The organism is Streptococcus sp. 17.1, from assembly GCF_016648655.1.
GTDB lineage: Bacteria > Bacillota > Bacilli > Lactobacillales > Streptococcaceae > Streptococcus > Streptococcus salivarius_E.
Map to the genome: position 1 here is coordinate 1 of NZ_JACLQM010000012.1, position 19,183 is coordinate 19,183.

Consider the following 19,183-nt stretch of genomic DNA (forward strand, 5'->3'; position numbering starts at 1 on the left):
ATATTATGGATTACTGGAAAAAGATATTTCAAATATTTTGAGAAGTGAGAAATTAAAATCTGTAGAAGCAGAGTCTCAGGATTATTTTTCAGATTTTAATTCGGAATATTTTGTTGAAACGTCTTTTCTAAGGGAAGCATATCATATTTTACAAAGAGAACATATTGTATTAATTCAAGGACCAGCGGGAATTGGAAAAACAACAACTTGCTCAATGCTTGGAAATTTATTTCTAAATAGTAATGAAAATACTTTTGATATTATTGTTCGTAGAGTAGAAGATATTAACGATGTTCTAAAATTATACAATGGAAACTATAGATTTAATGATGATAGAAATCTTTTTGTGGTTTTTGATGATTTCTTAGGGCGTAATAAGTTTGATGTTGGAGAGAGGGTATTGCAAGATATAAGAAAATTATATTCAGCATCTACTAATACTAACAATCTTTTTATTTGTTTAAACTCTCGAACTCAAATTCTCCAAGATGCAACATCAATGAATTTTGAATTTCAAAAACTAATTGATGAAAAATTTACAGAGAAAAGAAGATTTATCATTGATTTATATAAGTATTCTGATATAGATAAAGCTTATATTTTTAGGAAAGTATTTGAACGAAAGTTACACTATCTTGAAAACGATGACAAGAAAGAGCTTGTAGAAAAATATAACGATCTTATTGGACGAGATTGGATAAGAATTGTACGACATCGAAATTACTTTCCTAGGTTAGTAGAATTAATAGCAAATAATTTTAAGGATTCTAACGAAAATTTTTATGTTTATGTAGTATATAATCTTGAGCATCCTAATCAGCTTTACAATAATTTATTTAACAATCTGAAGGATGAAGAAAAATACTTGTTATTTTCTTTATTACGATTTGATAGCTTTCCTATCAAAGAAGAGTGGTTGATAAACTCACTGCATGCTTTGAAACTTAATCCAATATTTGATTTTAAGAAATCGTTAAAAAAACTTGATGGTTCATGGCTTACTTTTAAAAAAGAAAGTTTTGATGATGACAGTATGGTAGACTTTTTTAATCCTAGCATAATTGATTTTTTAAATGATAAATTAAAAGAGTATCCCAAAATAACTGAAAAAATAACTAAGAACTCTATTTACCTTCACCAATTATGTAAAGGGGTCGATGGTTATGTATGGCGTGAATTAAATGAGTCGCAGAATATATTTTTTAGTAAACTACTAGATGATTGGGAGAACTTTAAGGATAAAGATGATTTTATTGGCGAAAAAATCCTAGCTATTATATATTTAAGTCAATTTTCAAAATTTAAGAATGATTTTGAGGGGTTGCTGAGAATATATGATGGGTGGAATAATTTAAATATTTATCAGAATGGGTGGAGAAATATTATTAGTCAGATTTATTATTCTGATGATAAAGCAATGAAAAGAATATTTCTGAGTATTCTTGATGATGAAAGTGTTTTAGATAAACTGGTAAATAGTCCTTATCTTGACTCGGAAGAACTAGATGCTATCGTAGATGCGATAAGTGACATAATTTATGAGGTAAGTATAGAAGATGATGATTATCAAGAAGGATCTTTAAAAGAGATGTACTGCTATGGCTTTTTTAGACAGAAAAAAATCGAGTTGCTCCAAGATTATTTGGACAGTAGCAGTACTTTAGAAGAGGAAGTCGTTGATTTTACTAATGATCCAGATGGCTTTGATTTGGATTGGGAAGTTGAAAAGCAGGTTTCAGAATTTCAAGAAAAGTTAACTGAAAAGTTAACGGGTATGTATCAATGGGATGATATCAAAGTGGAGAAATTTGATTATTCCAGATTACAATTCAATCTTGAAGAATATCTGCAACAGCAATACAATATCTTTTCATATGCAGATGAAGTCTATGATAGATGGAGAGATTCTCAACTGGAAGAAGGGGTTACATTAGATAGTATTTTAAACCAACCACTGTTATAAAAATTTAAAACAGCGCTATCACATGATAGTGCCGTTTTTTATTCTAATTACGTAGAAGATACTGCATAGTCTATTTTTAGTCTTATTGAAATGATTTCAGGTCATTTTAGTTTAATTTTTGGAATCAAGAAAGGCTTTAAATCAATATTTCTGACGTTAACAAGACTTAAAAAATCATGAAACAAGTTTTGCATGTTCATCATAATATTTTCTAGATTCCTTTCATACCAAGGGTTTAGCCCCTGTTTCTTAAATTTTACTGCCCACTTCTGCCCAGAAATAAGTAGTATAAAAATCTTAACTATTATACCATGTTTAGCTTGATTAACAAAGTGAGGAGAAGTATTGGAGGAATTTGTTAAGACTTGATTTTTTCTTGTTCATAAAAATGTTAGATCAGTTACAAAGCCACCAATCCTTAAATTATGAGACTTGTTAAAAATAGTGTACAATGGTTTATTGTTAATCCGATCAAGAAATTGTTTGGTCGTAGAAAAAGAAAGAGAAGATGACGATGCAAAAAAGAAATATTTTAGCGATTTTTATAGGACTATTTTTAGGGCTAGTTACAGTCATGGGAATGAGCCTATTTACCTTTATTAATTTAAAATTTAACTCTGTTTATTATGCTCAGCATATTCCTCATAAGGAGGGAACAGAACCGGACATCATTATGCTGATGGAGAATATGGGTTGGGCCTATACACCGGAAATAGATGGTATTAGCTATGATGATGATGGGTCGTATGCTATAATTAGAGAAAAAGGAACTAAAACGTCTATATTAAGTTTTCCAAATGATAATCTATTTTTTCATTCGGAGTCAGATGATATGTATCTTCTTAATCGTAATTTTTCTATCCAACATGCTTTTGACAAACGTTATCACAAGATTAAATATAATCAACGAAAAGTCCTAAAAGAAATTAGAGAGACCGTTCAACCTGTGATTGATGCTCAACCAAAACCATTAATCAATCTTCAGTGGTTGTTTAATTTAATTTAATTTATCAAAGTAGGTTTAACTAGAGAAAAAGAAAGAGAAGATGACGATGAAAAAAAGAAATATTTTAGGGATTTTTGTAGGACTAATTATAGGGCTGTATACAGTCTTGGGAATGGGCCTATTTACCTTTATTAATTTAAAATTTAACTCTGTTTATTATGCTCAGCATACCCCTCATAAGGAGGGGACAGATCCGGATGTCATTATGCTAATGGAGAATATGGGTTGGGCCTACACACCGGAAATAGAAGATATTAGCTATGATGATGATGGAATGTACGCTATAACTAGAAATAAAGGAACGAAAACGTCTATATTAGGTCTTTCAGGTGATACTCTATATTTTAGTTCGGCATCTGGTGATGACTATCTTTTAAATCGTAATTTTTCTGTCCAACATGCTTTTGATGAACATTATCACAAGATTAAGTATAATCAACGAAAAGTCCAAAAAGAAATTAGAGAGACTGTTCAACCTGTGATTGATGCTCAACCAAAACCATTAATCAATCTTCAATGGCTGTTTAATTTAATTTATCAAAGTAGGTTTAACTAGAGAAAAGGATAGCATAGAAGTGTTTTGTAGGGACTCCTGCCTTTACTATTTGAAAGTAGTTTAGGTTGAGTGAAATAGTTGGGAGAGTGGTTCGATATAATAGGTCTATTTCCTGGCTATCCATGACGGCTAACCTTTGAAAACACCTCATTTTTATGCTACTATGAAAGTTATGAAAAAACAGTTACAAGGCTTGACGCAGGTGGAGGTCAAGCGGCGGATAGATGCCGGTAAAACAAATCATTTTAAAGCAAAAACTGGCTCCAGCAACTGGGAGATTTTTAGACGTAATGTCTTTAACTCCTTTAATATGCTCAATTTTGCTATTTTTGTGGCCTTGATTGCTGTTCAGGCTTGGTCGAATCTCTTTTTCTTCGGAATCATTGTGCTTAATGCCTTTACGGGGATGATGACAGAGTTGCGTGCCCGTCGCATGATTGATAAGCTCAATCTCATGAATAAGGATCAGATCCGTGTGGTGCGTGATGGCGAGGTGACTTCTATTGATCCTCAGGATATTGTCTTGGATGATATTATGCTCTTGTCTGCGGGTGAACAGGTGCCTAGTGATGCCGTGGTTGTTGATGGGATAGCCGAGCTTAACGAGGCCATGCTGACTGGTGAGAGTGATCACATTCTAAAGAAAGATGGGAAGGAGTTGCTCTCTGGTTCTTATCTTGTGAGCGGTCAGGTCTATGCTAAGGTCATTAACGTAGCCGAGGACAATTACGCCAACAAGCTCATGCTAGAGGCTAAGACTCATAAGCCAATCGTGTCCCGTATTCTTTATAATATGGACAAGATTGCTAAGTTTACGGGAAAGATTGTCATACCGTTTGGACTTGCGCTCTTTTTTGAGGCTTACTTGATTAAACAGCTCTCCCTTCAAGAGTCGGTAGTTACCAGTTCGACAGCCCTTCTGGGAATGTTGCCTAAGGGAATTGCCCTTTTGACTATTACATCTCTTTTGACGGCCGTCATTAAACTTGGGATGAAACATATTCTGGTGCAAGAGATGTACTCTGTTGAAACCTTGGCCCGTGTAGACGTGCTTTGTTTAGATAAGACAGGGACGATTACACAAGGAAAGATGACAGTTAAAGGTCTGGAACTACTGTCAGAGCGTTTTACGAAAGAGGAGTTGGAGCGTTTGCTTGCGGCTTATATGCAACATAGCAAGGATAAAAATGCAACGGCTCAGGCGATTCGAAATGCCTATGAAGGTCTGGAGCATCACTATCAGGTAGGGGATATTATTCCATTTTCAAGTGATCGTAAATGGGGTGCTATGAGCATTGATGGAATCGGAACTCTCTTTTTGGGAGCACCTGAGATGCTTCTTAAGGAAAATCCAAAAGCAGTCGATCAGGCGCAGGCTCGTGGTTCTCGTGTTTTGATTTTGGCATGGAGTCAGTCAGCGGTTGATACAGAGACTATGAGTTTGCCGAATGACGTTGAAGGCTTGACCTTACTTGAAATTGCCGATCCGATTCGTGAGGATGCTGCAGAAACTCTGGAATACCTACGTTCAGAAGATGTGACGCTGAAGATTATTTCTGGTGACAATCCGGTGACGGTTTCTCATATTGCACACCAGGCTGGTTTTGCGGATTATCAAAGCTATATTGACTGTTCTAAGGTCAGTGATGAGGAGTTGGAGGCTTTGGCTGAAGATACGGCAATCTTTGGCCGCGTATCTCCACATCAGAAGAAGTTGTTAATCCAAACGCTTAATGCCAACGGGCATACCACAGCTATGACTGGTGACGGTGTCAACGATATCTTGGCACTACGTGAAGCGGACTGTTCGATTGTTATGGCTGAAGGGGATCCCGCTACTCGTCAGATTGCCAACTTGGTGCTTATGGATTCTGAGTTTAAGGATATTCCTGAAATTCTATTTGAGGGACGTCGTGTGGTTAATAATATTGCCCACATTGCACCTATTTTCCTCATCAAAACGGTTTATTCCTTCCTTTTGGGACTTATCTGTATTGCCAGTATTGTTTTTGGAAAGGCAGAGTACCTCTTGGTCTTCCCATTCATTCAGGTTCAGATGACTTTGGCGGGTCAATTTATTGAGGGTCTTCCACCATTTATTTTGACCTTCGAACGTAATATTCGACCTGTTGAGAAACATTTCCTCAGACGTTCGCTCCAGTTATCTATTCCTAATGCCTTGATGCTGGTTATCAGTGTTCTTATTTTCCATCTGTCCCAGGTCTATCTTGGCATGAGCAATACGGATATGCTGACGCTGTCTTACTATATGATGGGATCAACGGGTGTCCTTGCCGTTATTCGTGCTTGTATTCCGTTGAATAAGGGGCGTGTGGCCTTGATTATTTACTCAGTCTTTGGCTTCTTAATCAGCTCTTACTATCTTCGAGATGTGATTGAGATTTCGACACTTAATAGCTATACCTTGCCAATCTATCTAGTAGCAATGGCTATCTGTACACCGCTTTTCTTCTGGATTAGCTACAAACAAGGTGCTTTTCAAAAAGCATAAAGCAAAACTCGAGCTTGGTAACAGGCTTGAGTTTTTTGATAGCTGAACAGTAGGAAAAGCCTTGATGTGTATGAGGTGTGGTACAATAGAAGCATGGAAATAGTAGGTCACTTGACGCCAAAAGTCATTAAAACTTTTGATTTGGACTACAAGCCTGGTGAAGAAATCACGCTGTCTGCACAACGTAAGAAGCATATGGAAAAACATCGCCAGGAATTCAGTGATTTTGATGCTACCTATGAACGGATTCCAGAGATTATTGCTCATCCGGACTATATTGGTCGCCATCCTAATGGCCAGTCCTTGGAATTCATCAAACGTATTGATGGTAATGTTCTGGTAGCGGTCAGATTATGTGATAAACTTAATGTCCGTACCATGTTTGTGATTAAAGATTCTAAGCTGAAAAATTATCTAAATGCTGGTAGAGCTAAGAAAATGTGATATAATATAGTTAAGAAGTAACAACGAGGGCGGAAGAGGCAGCCGCCGCACCTTCGGGTCTGAAAGAGATGCAGGACTGTCACCCTGCCGTTGTTTATCAAACCAAGAAGTCCCTTTGGGGGCTTTTTTATTTTGTGTAGCTTAGGGACAAGACTATCTCACTTTCTGGATTAGGTATAGACGAATCTTATAGGAGGAGAATTGTCAAAATTAACAGAAAATTCTTGACATCTTTTTAAAAAGGAGTACAATAGTTAGTAAATCAGAAAGTAACTGGTCTTAGATTTTCAGGGAGCCTGCGGTGATTGTGAGTAGGTAATCGAGATGAGCGAACATTGGGCTGATTGGATGATAATGAGAAGGTAACACATATTCTTCTCGGTTGGCACCCCTTACCGTGCAACTCCTTGTTAGAGGAGATAGAGATGATGGTCGTTTTTTTGAGACCATTAACTGAGGTGGTACCGTGTTAAACTAGATTTAATGCCCTCACAGAGTTTTTCTCTGTGAGGTTTTTTGTTTACTTTTATCTTTAAAGGTCTATTTACCTTAAAGAAGTATTATTTCATTATTCAATGAAAGGTTGGGTATTATGGATGCATTAAACGATATTCGAAGTGATATTGATAATATTGATAGTCAGTTAATTCGACTCCTGGCCCAACGTCAAATACTTGTGGAAAAGGCAGGACGGCTTAAGCCCAAGGGAGACAAGGTTGCTGTCCAGGCCAGTGATCGTGTTGCCCAAGTGATAGCTAACCGTCGTAAGGAGGCACTAGAGCTTGGCCTGTCACCAGATGTGGCTGAAAGTGTTTGGCGAAGCATGATTCAAGCCTTTATTGCTTTGGAAGAGAAAGTGAATAAAGAACAATAATGCTACCGATACATCCTATAAAGGAGTCTTGTATCAGTCTTATTACTCTCGATAAACCAGTTTGAAAGGAAATACTATGAGAAAAATTTTACCAGCCGATACCTTAACACCAATCTTGGCTTATATGCGTGTTCAGGGGGAACACAAGGTTATCCTTGAATCTATTCCTCGTGAGAAGGAAAATGCACGTTTTTCTATTGTTGCCTATAATCCGGTCTTTGAAGTAACCTTCAAGGATGGTGTTCTTTATGAAAATGGTAAGGCGATTGATCAGGATCCTTTCGAATACTTGGACCAAGTAACAGTCAAGGGCATAAAGTCTGACCTACCTTTCGCAGGTGGTGCTATCGGGTTTGCAGGTTATGACATGATTGGTCTCTATGAAAATATCGGTGAGATTCCTGAAGATACGATTGGAACACCTGATATGCATTTCTTCATCTACGAGTCTTATTTGATTTTTGACCACAAGAAGGAAAAGGTTTATGTGGTTGAGGACAATATCTACTCTGATCGTGACAACGATGCGGTGCGTCAAGCTCTGGGGCAGGTGGTAACGGACCTCCAGACTCAGGCGCCAAACGAGTTTACACCTCAAGCCTTACAAGCCTTGCAATTTTCAAATCATATCGAAAAAGAGGTCTTCATGGATATGGTGGCTAAGGCTAAGAAACTCATTCGTGAGGGAGATATGTTCCAATGTGTGCTTAGTCAACGCTTTTCAGCGGACTTTGAGGGAGATCCTTTGGATTACTACCGTAACTTGCGCGTGACCAACCCATCAAACTACCTTTATTTCTATGATTTTGGAGATTATCAGGTGATTGGTGCCAGCCCAGAGAGCCTGGTTTCAGTGAAAAATGGAGAGGTGGTCACCAATCCGATTGCTGGGACTCGTCCTCGTGGTGCCAATGAGGCTGAAGATGCTGCCTTGGCGGATGAACTCTCATATGATGTTAAAGAAACTGCGGAACACCGTATGTTGGTTGACTTGGGGCGTAATGATATTGGTAAGATTGCTAAAAATGGTACGGTCAAGGTGACCAAGTATATGGAGGTTGAGTATTTCCGCTATGTGATGCACCTTACCAGTGTGGTTAAAGGGCAACTCTTGCCTGAATTGACAGCCCTTGATGCTCTTAAATCAACCCTACCAGCTGGAACCGTGTCAGGAGCGCCTAAGATTCGTGCTATGCGTCGTATCTATGAGCTTGAACAGGAAAAACGTGGTATTTATGCGGGAGCTATTGGTTATCTGTCTGCGACAGGAGATATGGACTTTGCCATTGCTATCCGTACTATGATTCTCAAAAATCAAAAAGCCTATGTTCAGGCAGGTGCAGGTGTTGTCTATGACAGTGTTCCTGAAAATGAATTTTACGAAACGATTAACAAGGCGAAAGCTATGACAAGAATAGGAGATGCCCAATGATTTTATTAGTTGATAACTATGACTCTTTTACCTATAATTTGGCACAATACCTAGGGACATTTACAGAGGTAAAGGTCTTGCGTAACGATGACGAGACCCTCTATGAAGAGGCGGAAAAAGCTGACGGTCTAGTTTTTTCACCAGGTCCAGGTTGGCCAGCTGATGCGGGTAAAATGGAAGCCTTGATTAAGGATTTCGCTGGTAAAAAACCGATGATGGGAATTTGCTTGGGGCATCAGGCTATTGCGGAAACTTTTGGTGGTAAACTTGGCTTGGCTAAAAATGTCATGCATGGAAAACAAAGTAACATCACTTTTGAAACGCCATCGCCTATTTTCAAGGATATCGACAATGATGTCCCAATCATGCGTTACCATTCCATCGTTGTTGACCAAATGCCAGAGGGCTTTGATGTGACAGCTATCACAACTGATGATCAAGAAATCATGGCTATTCAACATAAGGAGCTACCTATTTACGGTTTGCAATATCACCCAGAAAGCATCGGAAGTCCAGATGGGCTTAAGATGGTTGAAAATTTCGTAAAAATCGTTGCAGGCTAGGTGGACAGTCTTTGAACTAGATTTGTCTACGCTCAAAACCTCTCCTCGTGCATCAGATAACATTGAACAGTTTTTAAAAGGAAAACAGATATGAAAGAAATATTCCTACAAATCTCAAACCGCCAAGACTTGTCTCAAGATCAAGTCCAAGCAGTCTTTGACCGTATTCTCAAAAATGAAGTCTCAGAAAGCCAAATCGCTGCCTTCCTTATGGGGCTTAAGACTAAGGGGGAAACAGCAGATGAAATCACAGGTATCGTGCGTGCCCTCAAATCACATGCGACTGCCTTGCCTGAGACTTTCACGGATGCTATGTGTAACTGTGGAACTGGTGGGGACCAGTCTTATAGCTTTAACATTTCGACTACTGTTTGCTTTGTCCTAGCAGCGGGTGGTATCCGTATGGCCAAGGCTGGTAACCGTTCGATTTCCTCTAAATCTGGTTCGGCAGACGTCCTTGAAGCCCTTGGAATCAACGTTGCGGCATCACCAGAAACCCTATCTAAAGCACTTGACGAGGTTGGTTTGGCCTTTATCTTTGCCCAAACCATGCACCCAGCTATGCGTTTTATCGGTCCAGCTCGCCAAGCTCTTGGGATTCCAACGATTATGAACTTGGTTGGGCCACTGGCTAATCCACTTGACCTTGAGACACAACTCATGGGGCTCTATCGTGTGGAATTGCAGGAGATTGTTGCTAATGCTATTCAACAGTTGGGACGTAAACGTGCGGTTATTATCACAGGTCCTGACAATATGGACGAAGCTGCCCTCTATGGCACCAACACCTACACCCTTTTGGAAGATGGTCACATCAGCCAGCACACTTTCACTTATGAAGATTTGGGTATGGAAAAGGTTGAGTTGTCTGACATCACAGGTGGCGATGCCAAGGAAAATGCAGAGATTCTCCTTAGTGTCTTGAAAAATGAAGCTAGTCCTTATCTTGAAACAACAGTGCTTAATGCAGGTCTAGGCTTCTTTGCCAATGGTAAGGTTGAGACTATTAAGGAAGGTGTTGAGCTTGCTCGTCAATTGATTGCGGACGGCTCAGCCCTAGAGAAACTTCGCCAACTCCAAGAGGTACAAGTATGAGTAAAGCCTTTCTCCCAACAATCTTAGAACAAAAAGAAAAAGAAGTGGCCCAGTTGGTCATGGAAGACTTGCAGCCCTTACGTCAGACCTATCGTCTTTATGATTTTCTCAAGTCAAATCAAAACAAGCTGCAAATTATTTCTGAAGTGAAAAAAGCTAGTCCAAGTATGGGTGATATTAACCTAGATGTGGATATTGTGGCTCAGGCCAAGACCTATGAAGAAAATGGTGCAGCCATGATTTCTGTTTTGACAGATGAGGTTTTCTTCAAGGGTGATATTTCCTATTTGAAAGAAATTTCGTCACAGGTGGCTATTCCAACCTTGGCTAAGGACTTCATTATTGATGAGAAACAGATTGTGCGTAGTCGTAATGCGGGTGCGACAGTCATTCTCTTAATTGTAGCGGCCTTGCCAGAGGCTCGTCTCAAGGAGCTCTATGATTTTGCGACAAGCCTTGGCTTGGAAGTCTTGGTTGAAACGCATAATCTGCCAGAATTGGAAGTTGCTCATCGTATTGGTGCTGAGATTATCGGCGTTAACAACCGTAATTTGGTCACTTTTGAGACAGATATCAACACCAGTCTTGAGTTATCAACGCATTTCAAGGACAAGCCTGTTTATATTTCTGAGTCGGCTATTTTTACAGGTCAGGATGCTGCCTTAGTTGCCCCATATTTTAATGGGATTCTGGTAGGAACTGCCCTTATGACGGCTGACAATGTGGCTGAAAAGGTCAAGGAGTTGCAAATTGACAAAGGTTAAAATTTGTGGACTATCGACACCAGAAGCGGTAGCAACTGCAGTTGAAGCTAGTGCTGACTACATTGGCTTTGTGTTCGCCAAGAGCAAGCGTCAAGTGAGTCTTGAACAAGCTCACGAGCTGGCTAAAGAGGTGACAGGCCAGACAAAAATCGTCGGTGTCTTTGTTTCACCCAGTCTTGAAGAACTGGAAGAAGCGATTGGTCAGGTTCCTTTAGATATCGTTCAGATTCATGGAAGTTTTGATGAAGCTCTGATTCCAAAGATTTCAGTACCAGTTATTCGAGCTATTCAGATTTCAGATAGTGATTCTCAAGTCAAGAGCCAGGCGGATTATCTTCTCTTTGATGCTCCCATTGCTGGTAGCGGTCAGACTTTTGACTGGCAGCTTTTGGCTGATAAGCAGATTGAGCAGGATTATTTCATCGCTGGTGGCTTAACTGTGGACAATGTGGCAGAGGCCAAGGAGACTTTCCACCCCTATGCCTTAGATGTTTCCTCAGGTGTCGAGACAGATGGTCACAAAGATTTAGACAAGATTAAAGCATTTATAGAAAGAGTGAAAGCATGACATATCAACAACCTGATGCAAAAGGATTTTACGGAAAATTCGGTGGTCAGTTCGTTCCAGAAACGCTGATGACAGCCGTTATTGAATTGGACAAGGCCTATCGTGAAGCCAAGGAAGACCCAAGTTTCCAAGCGGAATTGGATGACCTCCTCAAAAACTATGTGGGACGTGAGACGCCACTTTACCACGCCAAACGTTTGACTGATCATATCGGTGGAGCGCAAATTTATCTTAAACGTGAGGACCTTAACCACACAGGTGCCCACAAGATTAACAATGCCCTTGGTCAAGTCTTGCTTGCCAAACGTATGGGCAAGAAGAAAATCATCGCCGAAACTGGTGCGGGTCAACACGGTGTTGCAACAGCAACAGCCGCAGCCCTTTTCGACATGGACTGTACAATCTATATGGGTGAAGAAGATGTTAAACGTCAGGCGCTTAACGTTTTCCGTATGGAATTGCTTGGTGCCAAGGTATTTAGCGTAACAGATGGTTCGCGCGTACTTAAGGACGCTGTAAATGCAGCCCTTCGTGCTTGGGTTGCAGGTATCGAGGATACGCACTACATCATGGGTTCTGCCCTTGGTCCTGCACCATTCCCAGAAATTGTTCGTGACTTCCAATCTGTCATCGGTCGTGAGGCCAAGCGCCAATATGCAGAGATTTCTGGCGGTAAATTGCCTGATGCTGTAATGGCTTGTATCGGTGGTGGTTCAAATGCTATCGGTATGTTCTACCCATTTGTTAATGATAAATCAGTAGCCATGTATGGTGCTGAGGCTTCTGGTTTGGGGCTTGATACTGAAAAACATGCCGCAACCTTTGCCAAAGGCCGTCCAGGTATTCTTCACGGAGCGCTTATGGATGTTCTCCAAGATGCTCATGGTCAAATCATGGAAGCCTTCTCTATCTCAGCTGGTCTGGACTACCCAGGGGTTGGTCCTGAGCACTCTTATTTCAACGAAATTGGACGTGCGACTTACGACTCTATCACAGATGAAGAAGCTCTCGAAGGCTTCAAACTTCTGTCACGTTTAGAAGGTATTATCCCTGCCCTTGAGTCTAGCCATGCCATTGCGCTTGCGCAAAAAGTGGCAGCTAAGATGTCGCCAGACCAAAGCCTCATTGTCTGCCTCTCAGGTCGTGGGGACAAGGACGTTATGCAGGTTAAAGAACGTTTCGAAGCTGAAGCAGAAGGGAAATAAACCATGACAAAAACACTAACAAAACACCTACAAGCTATCAAAGACAGTAAACGCGGTATTTTCGTACCTTATATCATGGCTGGTGACCACGCTAAAGGTCTAGACGGGCTCTTTGAGACTATCGCTCTCTTGGAAAATAGTGGTGTCTCAGCTATTGAGGTGGGTATTCCATGGTCAGACCCTGTGGCCGATGGTCCCGTTATTGAACTATCAGGACAGCGTAGTTTGGCTAAAGATGTGACTTTGATAGCTATTATCAAGAAGCTTCAAGAACAAAAAACACAGGTACCTTTGGTTATCATGACCTACATCAACCCAGTTTATCAATATGGTATTGAAGCCTTTGTTAAGGATCTTGCAGAGACATCTGTTAAGGGGCTCATTATTCCTGATTTGCCAGATGAACACGCTGACTTTATTACCCCATATTTGAAAGACAGTGATATTGCTCTCGTGCCTTTGGTAAGCTTGACTACAGGTATTGACCGTCAGAAACAGTTGATTGATGGTGCAGAAGGCTTTATCTACGCCGTTGCCATCAATGGCGTTACTGGTAAGACTGGTAATTACCGTGATGACCTTGATAAACACTTGGCTAACTTGACTGCTCATGCTGACATTCCGGTTCTCACAGGTTTCGGTGTGTCAACAGAGGAAGACGTCAAACGTTTTAACGCTGTGTCAGACGGTGTTATCGTTGGATCAAAAATTGTCCGTGACCTCCACGACGGTAAGGAAGAAGAAGTCGCTGAATTTGTTACATTCGGTTCACATTTTGAAAAATAGCAGATGCTACTCTCCAGAAATGGGGAGTATTTTTTATCAAATCATTCTTTGGGACAATTTGATTTTCTTAGTTATCAAGCTTATAATATGGGTGGATTGTAGCGAATTAAATGTATCTCTTGTTTTTATTTTCATCTTACTTATAGAAAGAAGGTAGACACATGAAAGTATCATTGAGGGTAATACTAGGGGTCTGTTTCTTAATAGGCGCATTACTCTTTTTCTGTCGAGGAGAGAATCACTATGCACTGATTTTTCTTTTGGTTGGTGCCTTGTATATCTACAAGGGCTTGAGCTGAGGGTTAAATCTCTGTTAGAAGTAGTAATAGATCATCGTAATCATCTTTCGTATATCTCGTATCAAATGAATAAGGTTTTTTAGTGACATGAATGTCACTATTTTTTTCTTTTCGAAAGCTATAGACTGATTTTATAGCTTGTTTATAGCTAAAAAAAGAAAGGAGAATATTATGTTAGAAATAAATATGATTTATTCTGATTTATCACTTACTGAACTTGCTCAAATTAATGGGGGAGGAATTCTGTCAAGTGTAGCTGGACTTGTTAAAGATACCTGGGGAACGTTATATTCTACAGGAAGAGACTTTGGACGTAGCGTTGTTAACGCTGCTATGCCTTAAAAGGAGATAATATGTATAGAGAAAAGAGAAATGATGAAGAACTGAATATTAATGATCTTGCCATGATTAATGGTGGAGTAGCCCCTGTAGTTATTGCTGTAGGGGTAGTTGCGACACCATTCGTACTGGGCGCGATTGCTGGAGGCGCAGATGAGTACGCAAGAAAGAGAGGGCATCACTGAACATGATTGATCATATTTTGTCATTCTTTGTATCAAATAAAAAAGCTCTAGCAATACTCTTTATGATAATTTGCTTGGCTGTTATTTATCCTGGCATGTTTACATTTTTGTATGGTGAAGGCAGGGATTTTGGACGTAGCCTCGTCAACTCAATCTTATCTTAGTAAAGTTTAGCACCTCTTAGGAGGTGTTTTTCTAATGCGTTGAACTATTGAAGGCTAGTATGTTCAGTGTTACAATAAGGGCAATGAAAAAGAAAAGGTTTAGAAATCGTTAATGTTTACCAACAATTCCAGAATTATTTTCCTTAATAGGTTTTTGTCACTGATTATCGAGTACGGTTATGCGATAGCACTGAGCATTATCTTCTCTAAAATCTCGGTGGACTATGTCTTAGGGCTATGGATTGCCAAATTCTTAGGAGGGATTCTTGCCAATGTGGGACACCAATTTGTAGGAAAAATCACAAATAAAAAATATGTTTTGATTGGTATTGAATTGCTTAAGGCAGTCTGTCTGGCTTTGATCTATCTTGCCATGGGGAGTGTTTTTGTGTTTGCTTTGGTGGTTTTGACTGAAGTGCTGACGACTTACTTTAACAGTTTGTTGTCCTCAGCGGTGCCTGTGCTTGTTAAAAAAGCCAACTTGCAAAAATTTAACAGTACCTATACTATGATTGGTTCAGCCTCCTATTTCTTAGCACCTATGATAGTTGGTTTCTGGGGTAGCCTTGATTTAGGGAGCTTATTTTTGGTCTACAGTGTGCTAACGCTACTAGCAACCCTCTTATTGTTTAAGCTGGGGCCGATTATTTTTGACCGTGAAAATGAATCAGAAGAGGAGGTTTCTTCCAGTCAAGGTAGTCCTATTTTTGGAAGGCAGAGTGTCGTCCTTAAGATGGTTATGATGACTATACTCTTACAGTCAGTGGGTGTCTTATATGATGCTTATGAGGTTATCTTCCTGACCAAAGATGTCGGTATTTCTAGTCAGGCCTATTCTTTCTCTCTGTCCTTCTTGGCCATTGCCTTTCTAGCAACGAGTTCAATTCTATCTTTCAAAAGTCTCACTAAATACTCCCCTATGACCGTTTACTTGTTAGGCTCTCTTGTCTATTTGGGTTACGTTGCCGTCTTTCCATTTGTACCTAACCTACCGACTGTTTTGCTTAGTTATACCTTTTTAGCAGTTGGTCAAACTATTTCTGGAATCTCGCAAAATGTTTACCTGCAAGAGAAGTTGAATCCCTTACAGCTCAACAATCTTTATTTGAAAATCGAAGTCTTGAATCAGGTTTTAACAGGGATTGTTGTATTTGTCAGTGGTATGCTTATCAAGAGAGGTCTGCAGGTCACTACGATTTATTTGGGATACAGTCTTCCAGTCATTATACTTGTCTTGGGAATAATGCTTATGACTAAACTGTATCAGAAAAATCTAAAGTCATAATTTTTTGCCTAAGATAATGAAAACGTTCCAAGATACTTGAAGTGATCTTGGAATTTTTAAATAAAATAAATCTACAAATGTAGACAAAACTCTTGACATGCTTCCAGGATAGCGTTAAAATAAATCTACAAACGTAAACGAATGACGACATTCAGAAAGGAGTTATCATGCTGACAATTTCATCTGCAGAATGGGAAGTCATGCGAGTGCTCTGGGCTAAGGGGCAGGCGACTTCTTCAGAGATTATAGCGATTCTAGCTAAGAAGCTAGACTGGTCGGCTTCGACAGTTAAGACCTTGCTTGGACGTTTAGCGGACAAGGGTTACCTAACCAGTCAGCGTCAAGGACGAGGGTTTATCTATCAAGCTAGCTTGGGTGAAGATGAAGCAAATTTTCAAGCTTTAGAGGCTGTTTTTGACAAGATTTGCTTGACCAAACACAGCGATTTGTTGGGGCAACTTATCGAGAAGACACCCATGACGCAAGCTGATGTGGACAAGTTACAGGCCTTGCTTTTAGCAAAAGAACCTGTGGATCAGGTGGTTTGTGACTGTGTGCCAGGCCAATGTGCCTGTGGGCATCATATGGAGGTGATATAGGAAATGGCAAAAGAAACCTTTGTGGTTAATGGGATGACCTGTGCATCCTGTGTAGCCAATGTTGAAAATGCTGTTAATAAGTTGGATGGTGTGGACAAGGCTGTGGTTAACCTAACCACCGAAAAAATGTCTGTGGACTATGCTGGGGATAAGGTTAGTCCAGAAGCTATTGAAAAAGCTGTGGCTGACGCTGGTTATGAGGCCGAAGTCTACAATCCAGATACAGCTAAAAGTCAGGAAGAACGTGAAGAAGACAAGATTCACAAGGTGCGTGAGCGTCTCATTTGGTCATCAGTCTTCACCATTCCTCTCTTTTATCTAGCTATGGGGCCAATGGTCGGTCTACCTGTGCCAAACTTCTTGTCTCCTCATCATGCAGCTTTGACTTATGCCTTGGTGTTGCTAGTTTTGACAGTGCCCGTCATGTGGTTAGGCCGTTCTTTCTATAGTAATGGTTTTCGTACCTTGGCCAAGGGTCATCCTAACATGGATGCCTTGGTAGCCTTGGCAACTTCGGCGGCCTTCCTTTATAGTCTTTATGGTACTTACCACATTTCTTTGGGGCATGCCCATCACGCCCACCAACTTTATTTCGAGTCGGTGGCTGTTATCTTGACTCTGATTACTCTAGGTAAGTACTTTGAAACCCTCTCTAAGGGTCGAACTTCAGAAGCTATCAAGAAACTCATGCACCTATCAGCCAAGGAAGCAACTGTCCTTCGTGATGGCAAGGAAGTCAAGCTTCCTGTGGATAAGGTTGTTCTTGGTGACCATATTGTGGTCAAACCTGGGGAAAAGATAGCCGTGGATGGTCGAGTGATTTCTGGTAGCTCTGCTATTGATGAGAGTATGCTTACAGGTGAGTCACTTCCTATTGAAAAATCAGCTGGTAAACCAGTATTTGCAGGTTCTATTAATGGTCAGGGTAGTCTGATTTATGAGGCGGAAAAGATTGGTAAGGACACCTTGCTTTCCCAAATCATCAAATTGGTTGAGGATGCTCAACAAACTAAGGCACCGATTGCCAAGATTGCCGATCAGGTGTCAGCGGTCTTTGTTCCCGTTGTCATGGCTATCGCCCTTGTTTCAGGCCTCTTCTGGTACTTTGTCATGGGACAAACCTTTACATTTGCCATGACCGTAGCAGTCAGCGTCTTGGTTATTGCTTGTCCATGTGCATTGGGACTTGCGACACCGACAGCAATCATGGTTGGTACAGGCCTTGGTGCCGAGCATGGTATTCTCTACAAGCGTGGAGATGTGCTCGAGTTAGCCCATAAGGCTGACGTCCTCGTTTTTGACAAGACAGGAACTATTACTCAGGGTAAACCTCAGTTGGTTTCTAGCTATACCTATGGCAATAGTGGAGCAACCTTACAGCTTTTGGCATCCTTGGAAGCCAAGTCCGAACACCCTTTAGGTCAAGCTATCCTTGTGGCAGCAGAAAATGCTAACTTGGACTTGTTAGAAATGGATAATTTCTCAAGTTTGACTGGACGAGGACTAACTGCTAGCTATGCAGGAAAAACTTATCTAGCTGGGAATCAAACCCTTATGGCAGAGGAAAAAGTCGACTTGACTTCAGCACAAGCTGATTTCCAAAACTTGACAGCCGATGGTCAGACTCCTATTTTTCTGGCTGAAGATGGTAAGTTAATCGGACTCTTTGGTGTAGCTGATCAGGTTAAAGCAGATAGTGCCGATATGGTGGCAGCTCTTCATCAAATGGGCAAGGAAGTCATCATGTTGACTGGTGATAATGACCAAACAGCCCAAGCCATCGCTCAAAAGGTTGGTATCAAGCGTGTTATCAGTCAAGTGCTTCCGCAAGAAAAATCTAGGGTGATTAGCGACCTTCAAGCAGAAGGAAAATCAGTCATCATGGTTGGTGATGGTATCAATGATGCCCCAGCCCTTGCGACTGCAGATATCGGTATTGCCATGGGATCAGGGACAGATATTGCCATGGAAAGTGCCGATATGGTTCTTATGAAACCCAACCTCATGGATGTCGTTAAGGCCTTGAAAATTAGTCAGGCGACGATTACAACGATTAAAGAGAACCTCTTCTGGGCCTTTATCTACAATATCTTGTCTATCCCAGTGGCCATGGGTGTCCTCCACCTCTTTGGTGGCCCGCTCCTTGACCCAATGATAGCAGGACTAGCCATGAGCTTTAGCTCTGTCTCAGTCGTTCTCAATGCCCTACGACTCAAACGTCGCAAAGTCTAAGCGTCAGTTACTTAAAACTCCCGCCACTTAAGCTGTGTATCAAAAAAATTAAAGAAAAGGAAGAAAAAAAATGACAAAAACATATAACATTACAGGAATGAAATGCCAAGGCTGTGTCAACACCGTTACCGAAAAACTCTCTGCTGTCAAAGGCGTTGAGAATGTTAAAGTTGACCTCGAAAACAAACAAGTCACTATTGAAGGTAAGCCATGGAAGTGGTCTCTCAAACGTGCCCTCAAAGGCACTAAGTTCGAACTTGGTGATGAAATTTAAGACAGGAAAAAAACAGCTATCAGGCTGTTTTTTTCTGC

18 protein-coding genes and 1 pseudogene are annotated in these 19,183 nt (G+C 40.5%); all 19 read left to right on the top strand.

Translation table 11 applies throughout. The annotated features are described in order from the left end of the window. On the top strand, positions 1-1,963 hold a 1,963-nt coding region (locus H7T99_RS07645), incomplete at its 5' end, for an ATP-binding protein (protein ID WP_201035966.1). A 514-nt stretch (positions 1,964-2,477) separates the two neighbouring features. Then, positions 2,478-2,992 (top strand): annotated as a pseudogene (locus H7T99_RS07650) (hypothetical protein). 23 nt (positions 2,993-3,015) lie between these two features. After that, positions 3,016-3,525, top strand: a complete 510-nt coding sequence (locus H7T99_RS07655) for a hypothetical protein (protein WP_037604064.1) — start codon at positions 3,016-3,018, stop codon at positions 3,523-3,525. Between the two features lie 163 nt (positions 3,526-3,688). Further along, a complete protein-coding gene (locus tag H7T99_RS07660; RefSeq protein WP_037604078.1) occupies positions 3,689-6,037 on the top strand; it encodes a cation-translocating P-type ATPase in 2,349 nt (782 codons plus the stop codon). Between the two features lie 93 nt (positions 6,038-6,130). Beyond that, positions 6,131-6,481, top strand: coding sequence for a PBECR2 nuclease fold domain-containing protein (locus tag H7T99_RS07665; RefSeq protein WP_037604063.1), 351 nt, complete (start codon positions 6,131-6,133; stop codon positions 6,479-6,481). Positions 6,482-7,073: 592 nt separating this feature from the next. Beyond that, complete coding sequence (locus H7T99_RS07670) at positions 7,074-7,355, top strand: chorismate mutase (RefSeq protein ID WP_037604062.1); 282 nt, start codon at positions 7,074-7,076, stop codon at positions 7,353-7,355. Between the two features lie 76 nt (positions 7,356-7,431). Further along, positions 7,432-8,787 carry an anthranilate synthase component I gene (trpE, locus tag H7T99_RS07675; protein WP_037604061.1) on the top strand — a complete coding sequence of 452 codons (1,356 nt, stop codon included), beginning with the start codon at positions 7,432-7,434 and terminating at the stop codon, positions 8,785-8,787. Then, entirely contained in the window at positions 8,784-9,350 is a 567-nt protein-coding gene (locus H7T99_RS07680) for an aminodeoxychorismate/anthranilate synthase component II (RefSeq protein ID WP_013991050.1), read from the top strand. Before trpE ends, H7T99_RS07680 begins: the two co-directional genes overlap by 4 nt. Before the next feature lie 90 nt (positions 9,351-9,440). Beyond that, entirely contained in the window at positions 9,441-10,445 is a 1,005-nt protein-coding gene (gene trpD, locus H7T99_RS07685) for an anthranilate phosphoribosyltransferase (RefSeq protein ID WP_037604060.1), read from the top strand. Continuing rightward, positions 10,442-11,209, top strand: a complete 768-nt coding sequence (gene trpC, locus H7T99_RS07690) for an indole-3-glycerol phosphate synthase TrpC (protein WP_037604059.1) — start codon at positions 10,442-10,444, stop codon at positions 11,207-11,209. The genes trpD and trpC overlap by 4 nt, the downstream gene beginning before the upstream one ends. Beyond that, positions 11,196-11,777: a phosphoribosylanthranilate isomerase gene (locus H7T99_RS07695; RefSeq protein WP_002884318.1), complete on the top strand. Its 582-nt coding sequence runs from the start codon at positions 11,196-11,198 to the stop codon at positions 11,775-11,777. The genes trpC and H7T99_RS07695 overlap by 14 nt, the downstream gene beginning before the upstream one ends. Continuing rightward, positions 11,774-12,982 (top strand): tryptophan synthase subunit beta, encoded by a 1,209-nt coding sequence (gene trpB, locus H7T99_RS07700; protein ID WP_037604058.1) that lies wholly within the window; start codon positions 11,774-11,776, stop codon positions 12,980-12,982. The genes H7T99_RS07695 and trpB overlap by 4 nt, the downstream gene beginning before the upstream one ends. A gap of 3 nt (positions 12,983-12,985) precedes the next feature. Beyond that, on the top strand, positions 12,986-13,768 hold the full coding sequence (trpA, locus tag H7T99_RS07705; protein ID WP_201035967.1) for a tryptophan synthase subunit alpha: 783 nt from the start codon (positions 12,986-12,988) through the stop codon (positions 13,766-13,768). A gap of 470 nt (positions 13,769-14,238) precedes the next feature. Continuing rightward, positions 14,239-14,409 (top strand): hypothetical protein, encoded by a 171-nt coding sequence (locus H7T99_RS07710; RefSeq protein ID WP_002884682.1) that lies wholly within the window; start codon positions 14,239-14,241, stop codon positions 14,407-14,409. Between the two features lie 11 nt (positions 14,410-14,420). Then, positions 14,421-14,591, top strand: coding sequence for a class IIb bacteriocin, lactobin A/cerein 7B family (locus tag H7T99_RS07715; RefSeq protein WP_002884218.1), 171 nt, complete (start codon positions 14,421-14,423; stop codon positions 14,589-14,591). Between the two features lie 318 nt (positions 14,592-14,909). Further along, positions 14,910-16,040, top strand: a complete 1,131-nt coding sequence (locus H7T99_RS07720; protein WP_230315709.1) for an MFS transporter — start codon at positions 14,910-14,912, stop codon at positions 16,038-16,040. A gap of 167 nt (positions 16,041-16,207) precedes the next feature. Beyond that, complete coding sequence (locus H7T99_RS07725) at positions 16,208-16,639, top strand: CopY/TcrY family copper transport repressor (RefSeq protein ID WP_004183215.1); 432 nt, start codon at positions 16,208-16,210, stop codon at positions 16,637-16,639. Between the two features lie 3 nt (positions 16,640-16,642). Beyond that, a complete protein-coding gene (locus tag H7T99_RS07730) occupies positions 16,643-18,871 on the top strand; it encodes a heavy metal translocating P-type ATPase (RefSeq protein WP_037602761.1) in 2,229 nt (742 codons plus the stop codon). Positions 18,872-18,941: 70 nt separating this feature from the next. Beyond that, positions 18,942-19,145, top strand: coding sequence for a copper chaperone CopZ (gene copZ / locus H7T99_RS07735; RefSeq protein ID WP_004183213.1), 204 nt, complete (start codon positions 18,942-18,944; stop codon positions 19,143-19,145). Positions 19,146-19,183: the final 38 nt, after the last annotated feature.

What these genes read in the sequence shown, in the direction of transcription:
- trpA (WP_201035967.1), top strand. Translation starts at nt 12,986, where the DNA reads ATGACAAAAACACTAACAAAACACCTACAAGCTATCAAAGACAGTAAA.
- H7T99_RS07655 (WP_037604064.1), top strand. Translation starts at nt 3,016, where the DNA reads ATGAAAAAAAGAAATATTTTAGGGATTTTTGTAGGACTAATTATAGGG.
- H7T99_RS07660 (WP_037604078.1), top strand. Translation starts at nt 3,689, where the DNA reads ATGAAAGTTATGAAAAAACAGTTACAAGGCTTGACGCAGGTGGAGGTC.
- H7T99_RS07710 (WP_002884682.1), top strand. Translation starts at nt 14,239, where the DNA reads ATGTTAGAAATAAATATGATTTATTCTGATTTATCACTTACTGAACTT.
- trpB (WP_037604058.1), top strand. Translation starts at nt 11,774, where the DNA reads ATGACATATCAACAACCTGATGCAAAAGGATTTTACGGAAAATTCGGT.
- H7T99_RS07725 (WP_004183215.1), top strand. Translation starts at nt 16,208, where the DNA reads ATGCTGACAATTTCATCTGCAGAATGGGAAGTCATGCGAGTGCTCTGG.
- trpC (WP_037604059.1), top strand. Translation starts at nt 10,442, where the DNA reads ATGAGTAAAGCCTTTCTCCCAACAATCTTAGAACAAAAAGAAAAAGAA.
- trpD (WP_037604060.1), top strand. Translation starts at nt 9,441, where the DNA reads ATGAAAGAAATATTCCTACAAATCTCAAACCGCCAAGACTTGTCTCAA.
- H7T99_RS07715 (WP_002884218.1), top strand. Translation starts at nt 14,421, where the DNA reads ATGTATAGAGAAAAGAGAAATGATGAAGAACTGAATATTAATGATCTT.
- H7T99_RS07730 (WP_037602761.1), top strand. Translation starts at nt 16,643, where the DNA reads ATGGCAAAAGAAACCTTTGTGGTTAATGGGATGACCTGTGCATCCTGT.
- H7T99_RS07670 (WP_037604062.1), top strand. Translation starts at nt 7,074, where the DNA reads ATGGATGCATTAAACGATATTCGAAGTGATATTGATAATATTGATAGT.
- H7T99_RS07665 (WP_037604063.1), top strand. Translation starts at nt 6,131, where the DNA reads ATGGAAATAGTAGGTCACTTGACGCCAAAAGTCATTAAAACTTTTGAT.
- copZ (WP_004183213.1), top strand. Translation starts at nt 18,942, where the DNA reads ATGACAAAAACATATAACATTACAGGAATGAAATGCCAAGGCTGTGTC.
- trpE (WP_037604061.1), top strand. Translation starts at nt 7,432, where the DNA reads ATGAGAAAAATTTTACCAGCCGATACCTTAACACCAATCTTGGCTTAT.
- H7T99_RS07680 (WP_013991050.1), top strand. Translation starts at nt 8,784, where the DNA reads ATGATTTTATTAGTTGATAACTATGACTCTTTTACCTATAATTTGGCA.